13 protein-coding genes are annotated in these 14,677 nt (G+C 43.8%); 1 reads left to right on the plus strand and 12 read right to left on the minus strand.

Translation table 11 applies throughout. The annotated features are described in order from the left end of the window. Positions 1-15 precede the first annotated feature (15 nt). The gene (locus D3H55_RS12085; protein WP_119547171.1) at positions 16-2,682 is read left to right on the plus strand and encodes a PBP1A family penicillin-binding protein; all 2,667 of its coding nucleotides are present in this window, start codon (positions 16-18) and stop codon (positions 2,680-2,682) included. 44 nt (positions 2,683-2,726) lie between these two features. Here D3H55_RS12085 and D3H55_RS12090 read toward each other — a convergent pair whose 3' ends face one another. The 12 genes from D3H55_RS12090 to panB form a co-directional block, all read right to left on the minus strand. Continuing rightward, positions 2,727-3,239, minus strand: coding sequence for a YpoC family protein (locus tag D3H55_RS12090; RefSeq protein ID WP_119547172.1), 513 nt, complete (start codon positions 3,237-3,239; stop codon positions 2,727-2,729). After that, positions 3,239-3,889, minus strand: a complete 651-nt coding sequence (nth, locus tag D3H55_RS12095; RefSeq protein WP_119547173.1) for an endonuclease III — start codon at positions 3,887-3,889, stop codon at positions 3,239-3,241. Before nth ends, D3H55_RS12090 begins: the two co-directional genes overlap by 1 nt. A gap of 144 nt (positions 3,890-4,033) precedes the next feature. Beyond that, positions 4,034-4,741, minus strand: coding sequence for a DnaD domain-containing protein (locus tag D3H55_RS12100; RefSeq protein ID WP_119547174.1), 708 nt, complete (start codon positions 4,739-4,741; stop codon positions 4,034-4,036). 158 nt (positions 4,742-4,899) lie between these two features. Continuing rightward, positions 4,900-6,192: an asparagine--tRNA ligase gene (gene asnS, locus D3H55_RS12105; protein ID WP_119547175.1), complete on the minus strand. Its 1,293-nt coding sequence runs from the start codon at positions 6,190-6,192 to the stop codon at positions 4,900-4,902. Between the two features lie 146 nt (positions 6,193-6,338). After that, positions 6,339-7,538, minus strand: coding sequence for a pyridoxal phosphate-dependent aminotransferase (locus D3H55_RS12110; RefSeq protein WP_119547176.1), 1,200 nt, complete (start codon positions 7,536-7,538; stop codon positions 6,339-6,341). A 16-nt stretch (positions 7,539-7,554) separates the two neighbouring features. Continuing rightward, complete coding sequence (locus D3H55_RS12115; RefSeq protein WP_119547177.1) at positions 7,555-8,028, minus strand: cell wall elongation regulator TseB-like domain-containing protein; 474 nt, start codon at positions 8,026-8,028, stop codon at positions 7,555-7,557. 12 nt (positions 8,029-8,040) lie between these two features. Beyond that, positions 8,041-8,211, minus strand: a complete 171-nt coding sequence (locus tag D3H55_RS12120; RefSeq protein ID WP_113928625.1) for a YpmA family protein — start codon at positions 8,209-8,211, stop codon at positions 8,041-8,043. Positions 8,212-8,402: 191 nt separating this feature from the next. Further along, positions 8,403-9,233, minus strand: coding sequence for a ComEC/Rec2 family competence protein (locus tag D3H55_RS12125; RefSeq protein ID WP_119547178.1), 831 nt, complete (start codon positions 9,231-9,233; stop codon positions 8,403-8,405). 91 nt (positions 9,234-9,324) lie between these two features. After that, positions 9,325-12,126 carry an ATP-dependent DNA helicase DinG gene (gene dinG, locus D3H55_RS12130; protein WP_119547179.1) on the minus strand — a complete coding sequence of 934 codons (2,802 nt, stop codon included), beginning with the start codon at positions 12,124-12,126 and terminating at the stop codon, positions 9,325-9,327. A gap of 330 nt (positions 12,127-12,456) precedes the next feature. After that, positions 12,457-12,840 carry an aspartate 1-decarboxylase gene (gene panD, locus D3H55_RS12135; protein WP_119547180.1) on the minus strand — a complete coding sequence of 128 codons (384 nt, stop codon included), beginning with the start codon at positions 12,838-12,840 and terminating at the stop codon, positions 12,457-12,459. Then, positions 12,833-13,699, minus strand: coding sequence for a pantoate--beta-alanine ligase (gene panC / locus D3H55_RS12140; RefSeq protein WP_119547181.1), 867 nt, complete (start codon positions 13,697-13,699; stop codon positions 12,833-12,835). Before panC ends, panD begins: the two co-directional genes overlap by 8 nt. Position 13,700: 1 nt before the next feature. Continuing rightward, a complete protein-coding gene (panB, locus tag D3H55_RS12145) occupies positions 13,701-14,537 on the minus strand; it encodes a 3-methyl-2-oxobutanoate hydroxymethyltransferase (RefSeq protein WP_119547182.1) in 837 nt (278 codons plus the stop codon). Positions 14,538-14,677 lie beyond the last annotated feature (140 nt).

Consider the following 14,677-nt stretch of genomic DNA (forward strand, 5'->3'; position numbering starts at 1 on the left):
TGAGGAAAACAATCTATGTCTGGTCAATATAAATCCAGGGAAGAAAAACGCCTGGCACAGCAAAAGGCTAAAGGAAAGGGAAAAACAAAAGGAAAGGGCAAGAAAAAATCCTTTTTCGCCAAGGCAATCATCAGTTTATTTATCATTGGAATCATCGGCATGCTCTCAGGTGCAGGCCTTTTCGCTTATTATGCAAGCAAAGCACCTAAATTAGACGAGTCACTGCTGAAGGATCCGATCGCTTCAGAAATTTATGATATGAACGGCGACTTGATCACCACCGTTGGTACGGAACAAAGGGACTATGTCAATTATGACCAAATACCTCCCCTAATGGAAGATGCCATCCTTGCTACGGAGGATAACCGTTTCTATAAACATAACGGAATTGATTTAATCCGTCTTGGCGGTGCTGTGATAGCGAACGTCACAAATGGTTTTGGATCAGAGGGTGCCAGCACACTGACACAGCAGGTCATCAAAGGTTCATTCCTGACTCCTGAGAAAACGCTTGAACGTAAAGCACAGGAAGCCTGGCTTGCAGTCAAGTTAGAGCAGGATTACACCAAACAGGAAATCTTTGAAATGTACTTCAACAAGGTATACATGTCATCGGGGATCAATGGTTTTGGAACTGCTGCGACCCACTACTTTGGGAAGGAATTGAAAGATCTTGAACTTCATGAAGCAGCTCTGTTGGCAGGGATGCCTCAAAGCCCTAATAACTATAATCCTTTCGATTATCCGGAAAAGGCTGAAAAAAGAAGGAATATTGTTCTTAGCTTGATGAATCAGCATGGGAAAATCACCAAAGAAGAAATGGAAAAGGCTCAAGCCGTTCCTGTAACAGATTCACTTGTTTCAGAGGAAACACGCGAAGAACGTTCAGTTGATAAATATGAAGCATTTGTTGATGTTGTCATTGATGAAGTTGCCGAGCTTGGCGACTACAATCTATTCACTGACGGATTGAAAGTCTACACCACGGTAGATCCCAATGCCCAGCAGCGGGTGGAAGCAATTCTAGCAGGGGAAGCGATTGACTTTGCCTATCCTGATAGATTTGAGGAGATCATGCAGGCTGGAATTACCCTTCTTGACACAAAGACGGGTGAGATACGTGCCATTGGCGGCGGACGCGGATATGGCGAGGAAAACAAACGTGGTTTCAACTTTGCTGCCGATGCAAAAAGACAGCCGGGATCGACAATTAAACCATTGCTGGATTACGGTCCCGCCATTGAGAATCTAAAGTGGTCAACTTATCACCAAATTAAAGATGAACCTTATCAATATACTGATACAGATATTAATATTAACAACTGGGATAAGAGGTTCAAAGGGAATATATCGATTCGTGAAGCACTCTGGGATTCCCGCAATGTACCTGCGGTTAAAGCACTGCAGGAAGTCGGGTTGGAAGAAGGAGGCGATTTCCTTCGAGGTTTAGGGATCAACTTTGAAAACACCTTTGAAGCTTACGCCCTAGGGGGAACACCTGGTGTGAACTCCATCCAAATGGCCGGAGCCTACGCTGCATTCGGTAATGGAGGCGTGTATAACAAACCTCACTCCGTCACAAAAATTGTCCTTAGAGACGGGGAAACCGAAGTTAATGTAGACCCTGAACCCAAGACAGCCATGAAAGACTACACAGCCTACATGATCACTGATATGTTAAAGGATGTGCTAAAGCCTGGAGCAACTGGTGTCTACGCAAATGTACCAGGGTTGGCTATGGCAGGGAAATCCGGAACCACGAATTATACAGATGAGGACAGATCAAAATATAATGTTGCAGCTAATGAAGCACCTGATTCCTGGTTTGTAGGATACACGACGAATTATACCGCTTCAGTATGGACTGGTTACAGCGACAGAAAATATCCGCTGAACCCGCAGGAACGCCATATAGCACAACATATCGTCAAGGACCTGATGAGCTATGTATCACAGGATATCGATACTCCAGACTTCAAGAAACCAAAAAGCGTAGTGGAAGCACCAGTGGAGAAAGGCTCTGCCCCTGCCCGCCTCCCTAGTGATTACACACCTGAAGACAAAATCACTTACGAACTATTTGTCCGCGGTACAGAACCGAGCAAGGTTTCTGAACAATACGATAAGCTTCCAGGACCTTCAGGCTTGAAAGCAGAATTTGATGATGACAAGAAAACCATCACCCTCACATGGGATTATAAGGATGAAGATAGAAAACCAAGCTTTGAAGTGAAAGGCTCCTTTAATGGTGAGGAAGCAAAAGTCCTTTCCACAACTTCAGAAAAAGGTTTGATTGTTGAGAATATCGCTGCTGACGGAACCTATAGCTTCACTGTTACCGCTGTCGAAGGGGAACAGCGCAGCGAGCCGGCTGCCGTGACCTATACTGTGCAGAATCAGGAAATACCGGAAGATGAGCAAGAAGAAGAAGGTACAGAGGATAACCCTGAAGATGAAGAAAATCAAGACGGAAATGATGAAGAGAACCAGGGTGAAGACGGAGAAGGAAACGGCGGTAATGGTAACGAAGAAGGCCAAGGCGGAGACAATGAGGACGTAAACAATCCTCCTGCCGAAGATAATGGCGGCGATGAAAATGATGAAGGCAATGGCGAAGTCCAAAGCCAGGGTAATGGCAATGCCGGTAACAATTCGGGGAACAACACGAATAACCAGCAATAATAATAAAGACAGCATCTGATCTTTCAGATGCTGTCTTTTTGCTGCTATTCATGAGTCGCCAGATACTTGGCAAAATGTTTCATTTGTTCAATAAATAATTGATTCAGTTGTTTATAAGAGTGAAATAAAGATGGCTGCGTCAATATAAACTCAAGTCTTTCTTCCGCATTTACAGGCTTGATGGCCATTCCTTTCAGTTCTTCTTTCCAGCCGGAAGGATTAGCAGGCAGACCATTTGTCCAAAACAGATACATCATAAACAGGGCGGTCGCCTTTTTCATTAATAAAATGATATCCCGACCGCTTCTTTCGGAGAAGGCCGCATTCAGATTGTCCCGAATTACTCGCCACTCCTCTTCTCCCCTCTTAATGGCTGAAAGGTCTTCCCAAGGAAACAAAATTCCTGAAATACCATTATAATAAAGGATTTCATAAGAGAAACAGGGATTCAAAGGTTTTGGATTTTCATAATTTACCGAAATCACTCGATCGGTTTCCGTAAAGAACAGTGGATGCCTGACCTCCCGGGGGACCGGTACAGATTTAAGACTTTCCATCATTTCTTCCTCTTCATACGTTTTTGACCTTCCCGGCATAATTCAAGGAGAGGACATATCCCGCATTGCGGTGATTGGGCTTTACAATGATACCTTCCAAAAAAGATCAATCTGTGATGGGTATCTGACCATTTTTCCTTTGGGATTTTACGCATCAAAGTTTTTTCAACCTCTAAAACACTGTCTTTCCAACGGCAGATTGCCAGCCGCTTACTCACCCTTTCAACATGGGTATCGACAGCGAGAGCGGGTTCTCCGAATGCAACGGAAACCACAACATTTGCGGTTTTACGGCCCACACCAGGCAATTTAACAAGCTCATCTCTCGACTGGGGCACTTCCCCGCCATATTCCGTCAACAGCAATTCACACAGGCTCCTGATGTTCTTTGCCTTGTTTCTGTAAAGACCGATGGAACGTATGTCCTGCTGAAGCTCTTCCAAGCTGACGGATAGATAATCTTCTGGTGTACTATATTTTTCAAAAAGGTTCTTTGTTACTTTATTGACCAGCGCATCTGTACACTGTGCTGACAAAAGAACCGCAATTACCAGATCGAATGGATTGCGGTGATTCAATTCACAATGTGCATCAGGAAACATTTTTTCCATTTCCGCCAGACAATACTCTATTTGACTTTTATTCAACATTTAAACTCACCACTAGTTCATTTGAATTTTAGTTCGTATGTATTCATTTTCCTATCAGATTCATAACAGGGAATGTCATTAACTTAATGACATTCCATCTATGCTGAAAATTCTTGGTTGATAGGAAGATGTATTGTACCCTTTCTATTGTTCAAGCCAGTTATAAAAAGGGACTGTTTTTTTATCCGATTTTACAGTCTGTGCAGCTGACTGCATTTTTTGGTGGGGACGGAACCTCTCACCATGTTTCTTCGCCTGTTCAATGGTTTTGACACCGTTCTTTTTCCATTCAAACAGGATGCGGTCAATATACCGGAAGTTTAATTTACCGGAAATGACAGCCTCCCTAAGTGCTGCCTTAATGATAACGACAGTATGTTCATCCTGATCAATCCACATCGCAAGTGTTTCACATTCCAATGGTGAAAGCGGCCTGCTGAACTCTTGTTCGAATACAGTATAAAGGTCCGTTTCTTCAAGCAGTGTTTTTTCCATGTTTTCCGATTTGCTTTCTGAAAGAACAAACTCAGCCATTTTGGCCCAAAGCGGTTTTAAAGAATATTTTTCATAAAGGATTCCGCTGGAAGAATTGCCTTCTTCTATGGAGATAAATTGATTTTGAACGAGCCTTCTCAGTATTGAGGAACATTCCTCACTGGAAAAACTCATTTGGGAGGAAAGTTCTTCTGGAGTAGGAAAATTGTTTCCTTTTTCTATAAATGAATAGACTTGGAGCAGCAAAACAAATTCCGATTCACTTAAACCAATCTTATGATAATTTGAAAGCAGCAGTTGAGGAATGCTGACTGTGCCTTCTTCCATCCAACTGACCATTAATTGTTTATAATCCATAATACGCCCACCTCACATAATAGTATATCATGATGAAAGAACCACTGAACATGGAAAAGACTACAAAGTAACAAGCAAAAGCGTAAGCAGCTGTAACGCGTGGAAGATAAAAACGACTGCCTTGTTCTGTAACAAGACAGTCGTTTTTCATTATTTGATTAAGGATATAGACGGTTTAATAATCTTGGGAATGGGATGGTTTCGCGTACGTGTTCCACTCCGCTGATCCATGCCACTGTCCTTTCAAGTCCAAGACCGAAACCTGAATGAGGCACAGAACCGTATTTACGCAATTCCAGATACCACTTGTATGCCTCAGGATCAAGATCATGCTCATTGATACGCTGGCTTAGGATATCATGGTCATGGAGGCGCTCGGAACCGCCGATGATCTCTCCATATCCTTCCGGGGCGATTAAATCCGCACATAGTACAACGTCTTCTCGGTCTGGATCAGGCTGCATATAGAATGGCTTCAATGAAGTTGGATAATGCGTGATGAAAACAGGCTTGTCGTAGCTCTCCGCAATAGCTGTTTCATGCGGCGCACCAAAATCATCTCCCCATTCTATATCATCAAATCCTTTCTCCTGAAGGAACTTCACTGCTTCATCATAAGTGATGCGCGGAAATGGAGCTTTGATGTTTTCAAGCTTGGAGGTATCGCGTCCCAGCCTTTCCAACTCAAGACTGCAGTTTTCCAAAACAGATTGAACGATATGGGAAACATACTCTTCCTGGACTTTCAGACTGTCTTCATGCTCATAAAAAGCCATCTCAGGCTCTATCATCCAGAATTCGATCAGATGGCGCCGGGTCTTGGACTTTTCAGCACGGAAGGTTGGGCCGAAAGAAAATACTTTTCCTAATGCCATTGCGGCTGCTTCCATATAAAGCTGTCCACTCTGGGAGAGGTAAGCATCTTCTTCGAAATATTTTGTATGAAACAGCTCGGACGTTCCTTCTGGTGCACTGCCTGTAAGGATTGGCGGGTCCACCTTAACGAAGCCTTCTTTGTTGAAAAACTCATAGGTAGCGCGGATGATCTCGTTCCTTACTTTCATGACGGCATGCTGACGCCGGGAACGGAGCCATAAATGGCGGTTGTCCATCAAGAATTCAGTTCCGTGCTCTTTAGGAGTTATTGGATAATCAACAGACTCATGGATGACATCCAGGTTTCTCACCTGCATTTCGTATCCGAAAGGAGAACGGCTGTCCTCTTGGATGACACCTGTAACATAAAGGGAAGTCTCCTGCGTAATGGATTTTGCTTTTTGGAAGATCTCTTCTTCCACTTCTGCCTTCACAACAACTCCCTGGATGAAACCTGTCCCATCCCTTAGTTGAAGGAAAGCGATTTTGCCGCTGGACCTTTTATTCGCAAGCCATGCCCCGATTGTTACTTCTTCTCCAACATGCTTACTTACTTCTGCTATGGTTGTTTTCACATTTATTCCCTCCAAAAACTATAAACACACTTATGTATCAATTTCTTTATATTATACATTCCCATGCAAGCCCTAGCAACAGGGAAAGCTGCACCCATATATAATAGAAACTGCGGCGGCAGCCAGTGCTGTCACCGCAAGGAAGCTCATTTAGTTTCTTCGATTTTTCTATTAACAAATGCGCTTATTCTTTCTAAGGCCTTTTCGAATAAGTCCAGGGAAGTGGCGTAGGACAATCGGATATTGTCCTGGGATCCAAATCCTGATCCTGGAATGACAGCTACCTCTGCCTCTTCAAGAAGAGCCTTTGCGAATTCGTCCACTGTTTCATAACCTGTCAGCGAAACTGCTTCGCTCACATTCGGAAACAAATAGAAGGCACCTTGTGGTTTGATGCAATGAAAGCCGGGAATTGCATTCAACTTTTCGTAAACAATGTTTAAACGCTCTTCGAATGCCTTCCTCATCTCCTCCACAGGCTCCTGAGTCCCATCATAGGCAGCGATGGCACCATGCTGGGAGGTTGTCGTAGGGTTTGATGTAGAATGACTTGCAAGATTGGTCATCGCTTTAATAATCTTCGCGTTCCCTGCTGCGTAACCAATTCTCCACCCTGTCATGGAGTGCGATTTGGATACCCCGTTTATGACTATTGTATGCTCTTTCATTTGCGGGGAAATTTGAGCAATCGAAACATGGCTGTTTCCTTCATAGACCAGCTTTTCATAAATTTCGTCCGATACAATGAGAATATCATTTTCAAGGCAGACCTTGCCGATGGCATCCAATTCTTCTCTGCTGTAAAGCATGCCTGTAGGATTGCTTGGTGTATTGAGGATCACCGCTTTTGTTTTGCCTGTAACAGCTTCTTTTATTTGTTCAGGGGTGATTTTGTACTCATTCTCTTCCTTTCCTTCAATGAATACGGGTCTGCCTCCGGCAAGTTTCACTTGTTCAGGATAGCTTACCCAATACGGGGTGGGGATGATGACTTCATCGCCTTCATTAAGGAGGACCTGAAACAAGGTAAATAGAGCGTGTTTTGCCCCGCTTGTGACAATCACTTCTGTATTGTCGTAAGAGAGCCCTTGGTCTTCCTTGAACTTGTTGATGATGGCCTCTTTCAATGGACCCAACCCGCCGGCAGGAGTGTATTTGGTATGCCCTTCATTCATTGAAGCAGCTGCAGCAGAAATTATATGATGCGGGGTATTGAAATCCGGTTCTCCTGCTCCAAGGCCGATGACATCGATGCCTTTGGATTTCATTTCTTTTGCCTTTGCAGTAATTGCAAGGGTGGTTGATGGGGTTAAAGCGCTGACCCTATCGGCTAATTCCCATTTCATAAGCGTTTCCTCCTAATTAGAGATTTTCAATCTTTCTCCACCATTCCCCGGTTTCAAACAGAAGATAGTAATAGTTCAAATGATCGTTTTCATCAAGATATGTCATTTCCCATACAGGGCCGACACTCTCCATCCCTAATTTAACCGAGAGGATTTCGTTTACATCGTTTTCTTCATTCAGTTTATTAATGGCAGCCTTTTTTGAAATACCATCTGCCCATTTTTTCACAATGATCTCGTCATCTTTTTCAGGGACCCATACGACGATTTTTTCATCAGATGAATTTTTTCCGGTGATCACTACATAAGATTTCTTTCCATTATACAGGGATACATCATCCGTTGCGGCCAGATCAGATTCGGCTTCCGCTCTTTGTATTGCGGCATCCGCACGATCATTAACTGGTGCCCTGGCTTCCAGGAATACGGCCGTCATGCCTCCAATTATTACAATTGCTGCTATTACTGCTAAAAATATGATTTTCTTCATTTCATCACTTCTTTATGTACGATATATCGTAAAGACTGCCTGTTCCTGGTCTTCAGGATCCAAAGCCAGTCCAAACATAAGATCTCTTTCTTTCAGGGTACGGTTTAATGCATCGACCACTTTATAAAAGTCAGGTGAATGCTGGATTTTTACTGTCGACAACACTTCGATTTTGCTTTCCAAAGAAAATCCCCCTTACATCACAAATATTGTTATAAATATTGGGTCAGGATTAAGACACAATAACAGTAGAACCATTACCCATTATAACAGCAAATAAGCTTAATCCGAACACATTCAAACAAAAATAAATTCTATTCCACACACTTTTCTTCAGGGGGCTGTCCATGCAGTCCTCTCCTCAGTTTCCTTGATCATCCAAGGATTTGATTTTCTTCCGGAAAGGTGATCACTTCATAGTTATTTTCATTGAATTTTATCGTGATAAGCCCGTGCTGCCCTGTAAAGTATACATCGATCCAGCTTTCATGAAACAGCTCGAGTAAATCGGTATGAATGAACTTTTTCTTTTCACGGTAAAAAATGGCTGTCTGCGGATCAATGTGGGTCAGCAGCCTTTCAGATAGCAATTCTGTTTTGTCGTATAACGGGACCTTCAATATATTGACGTCGCTTAACTTTTCATTAATTAAAGAATCTTCCGCTGCAGGAGAATGTGAGGTCATCCATAGAAATCGATGGGGCAAGGAAGTGACAGTGAAATCCAGCCCTTCGTCATTGCCATTTCCTTCGAACATCACATTTATGGCAACCTCCTGATTCAATGAAAGCTTTTCACCTTTTCTCAAAGCATGGAATCTCTGATCTCGGGAACCAAATCTTCCAACAAGCTCCGAACCTGTTAATATTTCTTCCGCTCCCCATTTTTCAATGATCTTACTGAGGGAATCAGGGTGATATTCCTTCTGGTCGGTAATGATGATCCCCTTGATTTTTTTAATCCCGAACTTGTCCAGGATGGCCTCAAGGTTGTTAACCTGATCAGTTTCCCCGGTGTTCACTAAATAGTTTATCCCCCCGGGGAGGTGAATTATGGCAACTTCCCCCTTTGCAAAAGGCAGGAATGATAAGGCAAATTCTTCAGGTTTCAGCTTCAAGTCAACCTGAGGTTCGGCTGCTAGTATATTCCCTTCTGAAGATAGAAAAAACATCATCATCAGGACTGCCGTTATAAACCGTTTCATGATGTAACATACCCCCCAATTACTTCTACATATAGAGTACGTTAATCATGAAAATTTATCCGGATGGAATTCTGGACTGTGCTGCCACTTCCTATAACCACTCTTCAATCAATTCCACCATTTCATGGAGTTCCCCCTGGCTTACCGGCATATCGGGAATGGAATCGAGAAATGCCCTTCCATATCTGGCCGTAATGATCCTCCGGTCAAACACAATGACGATGCCCCGGTCAGTATTCCGTCTGATCAGCCTGCCGACTCCTTGTTTAAATCGGAGGATCGCTTCTGGAAGGGAGTACTGGGAGAACGGATTTTTGCCTTCACTTTTTAAGAACTCGCTCTTGGCCTGCGCGACAGGTTCATCCGGCGGCGAGAAAGGCAGCCTCACGAGTACAAGGCAGGAAAGGTCCTCCCCCGGGATGTCCACACCTTCCCAGAAGCTGCTCGTCCCAAAAAGGATAGCTTTGTCGAATCTTTGGAAATTTTTCGTCAGCCTTGTCCTGCTGCCACTGGAAATTCCTTGGGCCATGAGGACGAAATCTTCCAGGAGGCCGCTGTCTTTCATCAAGTCATGCGTTTTTCGCAGCATATCGAAAGCAGTGAACAATACAAGCATCCTTCCTTTGGTTGCCTGTGCCACCCCTATCAGATGCGTAGCAATTGCTTCAACATAATCATCAAGTGACACATTTTGTATCTCAGGGACATCTGTAGGAATGAATAACTTGGTCATTTCACTATAATTAAACGGAGAGGTTATGCGTACAGTATCTGCATCATGTCCGGCCAATCCGACCTCCTCTTGAAAGTACTTGAAAGAATTCTGTACGGTCAAAGTCGCAGAGGTCATGATCACAGTTTCCTTTTGATCAAAGAAAGACTGTTTAAGTTTTTTTCCTACAGAAGCCATCTGAGATTGGATCACCAAACTGTTGGGAAGGGACCTAAGATCTCCTTCCAGCCAAATGACATCCTTTTCTTCAGCAGATAAAAATACTTCATGGAAATGGGATCTCAACTCACTCCATTCACCCATAAAACTATAGAATTCTTCCAGTGAAGCTTTTTCTGCGTCATTCAGCGAGTCCTCTTTCTCCTTCAATCCCTTTAGGCGTAACCCCATTTCCTTTTCAAGCTTTTTCATTTGCGAGATGACTCTTTCGACACTCATGACAGCAGGCATCCATTCAGGAGATGTCAAAAGTGAATGGGTCAGCCTCATCTGGATTTTCTGGATTCCCCTTCTCCTTTTGGATTGCTTCAGGAATAAGGACGTAATGACCGTGAAGCATTCCTCGATTTCCCTATAAAAATGACTGATTTCCAGATCCAATTCAAATGAATGAAGGTCAGCCTTAACCGAATATTTTTCCATCATGTTTTCCAATTTATAGAACAGCTGCTTTTGATCGAGGATCCCTAATTGGCCAATGACAAACTTAACAGATAAGTAATCGATGATTTTTCCGAAGTGGTTCCTTGCCGACTTCTCCAGATGATGTGCCTCATCGATAATGACAGTCCCATAAGAAGGCAGTAATTTCCCATCACTGACCAGGTCGGAAAGAAGCATGGAATGGTTGGTGACAATCAAATCCGCCTTCTTCGACATATTGCGGGCATGCAGATAAAAATCTCTGCCAATCCATGGATCTTTTTTGATATGCCATCCGTCATGCCTGATTCTGTTCCAGAACAGCCTCCCGCCGCTGGTCAGATTCAGTTCATCCACGTCGCCTGTATCAGTAGTTGTCAACCAGACAAGGATTTGCATTTTCGTAATTGCAATATCATATTGGTTTTCTTCTTCTGTCAGGCTTTGTTCAAATTTAAATAAATTCAGGTAGTGATTCTTCCCTTTTAACAGAACAGCGTTAAATGAAAAATCAAGCATTCCTTTCAGGAAATTAATTTCTTTTTCAAGAAGCTGTTCCTGAAGTTGAATGGTATATGTACTCAAAACCACGGGCTTCCCTGCCTGTTTGCTGAAATACACAGCAGGAAGAAGGTAGCCCAGGGACTTTCCAACCCCTGTCCCTGCTTCAATAATGATGTGTTTATTAGATGTCATCGCCTCATGAACCTTATCCATCATTAAGAATTGCCCGTCCCGTTTTTCGAATCCGGCTAAAGAAGCGGACAGTAATGCAGACTTTTCCTTTTCCCCTTGAGGATATACAGCCTCTGTTGATCCAGTCTCGTTTTGAGGGATATCCAGCTTCTTTTTCAAGGCAATTCCCCTGAACACTTCCAGGCCGGGATCGATGTCCGCAATCGACCTCCTTTTTTCTGCAAGGATACTTGAAAACAACAACGATAAGTCACTTTTCAACCAAGATGACAGACTTTCCACTTGTTCAAGGGTAACGAGTGGCAGCCTTGCAAGTCTCTCAATAAAGTGAATCAGCAGTTCTGCTGTTACAAGTGCATCACTGTCAGCCTGATGCGGCCTGCTGTGGTTGAATGAGAACCGGTCTGAAAGTTCTGTAAGCTTATAACTGTCCGCAGTCGGCAGGGTTATTTTCGCAAGTTCTACAGTATCGAACGAAGGGCCCGAGAAAGGATTATATCCCGCTTCTTCCAGTTCGGATTGCAGAAAGCCCAAATCAAATTGAACATTATGTGCACAAAAAACAGCCCCATCCAGAAGCTCCAAAACCTTCGGGGCGATTTCGGAAAACTCAGGGGCATCTTCTACCATTTCATCATTGATCCCTGTCAATTCCTCAATAAATGATGGAATTGGCAAACCGGGATTCACAAAAGATGTATAGGAATCTACAATAGTTCCATCCTGCACGACCATTGCAGCCAATTGTATTATTTTGTCCCCCTTCTTCGGGGAATTTCCTGTAGTTTCCAAATCCACTACAACTATTTTATGGGGTACCATAATCACACAGCCTTTATTATCTCTGTATTTTTCTTACCAAGTGTACCATAATTCCCTTTAGCAGAGCCAGAAGAGGCCGGCCGTCAGCCTAAAAAAGATGTTTTGGTGCAGGAGACTGTTTCACCTCCAGGCACCAAGTAAAAGACACACCCATTTGAACACGGCACATGATTCATGAATTCTGTATTCCTTAGGAGGGCTGCACATCATCTTCCATTTAGGAATGGTTTTGGACTAGCCTTCAGGGCTTTGCAATAGTACAGCATTATGGCTGGCGAAAAAAGCTATAAAAAAAAGGACGAGTGTGAATCACTCGTCCTCCTGATTGGTTTAATATACTGTGGCTTCCGGTTCGGTCCCCAGCATTTCAACGACTCTATTGTTTTCATCCATGATGGCGACCTTCGGCACATGGTCAAGGACATTTTCTTCCGCTACGAGCTTGTAGGAAATGACGATAATGACATCCCCGGGCTGAACCAGCCTTGCAGCTGCACCATTCAAGCAGAATACCCCGCTCCCTCGCTCACCGGGGATAATATACGTTTCCAATCTCGCACCGTTATTATTATTGACAATTTGAACTTTCTCGTTCGGAAGCATGCCGACCTTATCCAGAATATCCTGATCAATCGTGATGCTGCCAACATAGTTTAGGTTCGCTTCCGTAACTGTTGCTCTATGGATCTTACCGCTCATCATCGTTCTAAACATTTTGCTTCTCCTCCTGGCTCTTCTTGATGATTATATTATCGATCAGACGGGCTTTCTGAAATTTCACTGCCAATGCTATGATGAATTCTCCCTGAAGGCTGTGGATATCCTCGAGTTCAGGGAATGAATAAATTTCTATATAATCAACAGTACCGCTGGTTTCTGAGTTTATCCTGTTTTGAATATGTGAAATGATTGTTTGAGGAATGGACTTCCCTTCTTCAATCAACGATTCGGCATCCTTCAGACTGCTATATAAAACGGGTGCTTCAGCTCTCTCTGTCTCGGATAAGTAAACATTTCTTGAACTTTTTGCCAGTCCATCTTCCTCTCTTACAGTCGGAACACGGACAATGTTCACTGGGAAATTCAAGTCATGGACGAGCCCTTCGATGACGGCAACCTGCTGTGCATCTTTCAAGCCAAAGTAAGCATTGTCGGGACCTATAATATTAAACAGCTTGGAAACAACTGTAACGACACCATCAAAGTGCCCGGTTCTTCTGCTTCCGCATAATACATCCGTCCGCTCCGTGACATGCATCTTTATGGAAGAACCTGAATACATTTCGTCTGCTTCAGGGAAGAACAGAATATCGACACCGGCTGATGCGGCAAGTGCTGCATCCCGTTCCGGATTGCGCGGGTAACTTTCAAAATCTTCATTCGGCCCGAATTGCAGTGGGTTCACAAAGATGCTCATCACGACAATATCGTTCTCCTTCCTTGCCGCTTCTGCCAGGGTCAGATGACCCTCATGAAGAAAACCCATGGTAGGGACAAACCCAATTTTCTTCCCTTGCCGCTTTTCTGATAGTAGATACTCCTGGACGGAGGAGATGTTTGTCATCTTTTGCATTTTATTTACTTCCCCCATACAACGATTGAAGTTCTTCTTCCTTCATAGTGAACGTGTGGCCAGCTTCAGGGAAACTTCCCTCTTTGACCTCATTATGATAGTGCGCCAGACCAGCCAGCGCTATTTCATTGAAGTCACCGTACTTCTTCACAAACTTTGGAATCCTTTCGACTCCGTAAGTCATAATATCATGGAAGACGAGCACCTGGCCATCTGTGTCCCTGCCGGCTCCTATTCCAATGACTGGTATGTTAATGCCCTTTGAAACCTCAGCAGCAAGCTGACGAGGGATACATTCGACTACAAGGGCAAAAGCACCGGCTTCTTCGCATCTCTTCGCTTCTTCAATGAGCCTTGCTGCTGATTCAGCTGTTTTCCCTTGCACTTTATAGCCGCCAAGTACTCCAACCGATTGAGGCGTCAGCCCCAAATGTGCGACGACTGGTATTCCAGCTGCTGTCAAATCGGCAATCGTGTCGATCACCTTCCCCCCGCCTTCAATCTTAAGGGCATGAGCTCCGCTTTTCTGGACGATTTCCATAGCAGCCTGCATTGTGTCCCGCTTGGAGAGGTGATTGGTCATGAACGGCATATCTGTCACAATGAAAGTGTCAGGAGCCCCTCTTCTTACCGCCTTTGTATGATGGATCATATCCTCGAGGGTCACCGCTACAGTGGATTCATACCCCAGGACGACCATCCCCAGGGAATCCCCCACCAAAATCATATCCAATCCTGCTGATTCCGCAAGCTTTGCAGATGGATAGTCATATGCAGTCACCATCGAAATCTTTACATTTTCTTTTTTCATTTTGATGAAATCGGAAGTACTTTTCATTTTCGTTTCCTCCTTTTAATCAGAGGCGGCGAAACATGCAGCAAAGTAAGGCTGTTTTCGAAAACTTTGTTTCTCTTGGAATGCAACAACATTTACGAAAACAGCCTCGACAAAAAGGGACCCTTCAATAGGCAGAAGGA

Origin of the sequence: Bacillus salacetis, assembly GCF_003581585.1 — a bacterium.
Taxonomy (GTDB): Bacteria; Bacillota; Bacilli; order Bacillales; family Bacillaceae_B; genus Rossellomorea; species Rossellomorea salacetis.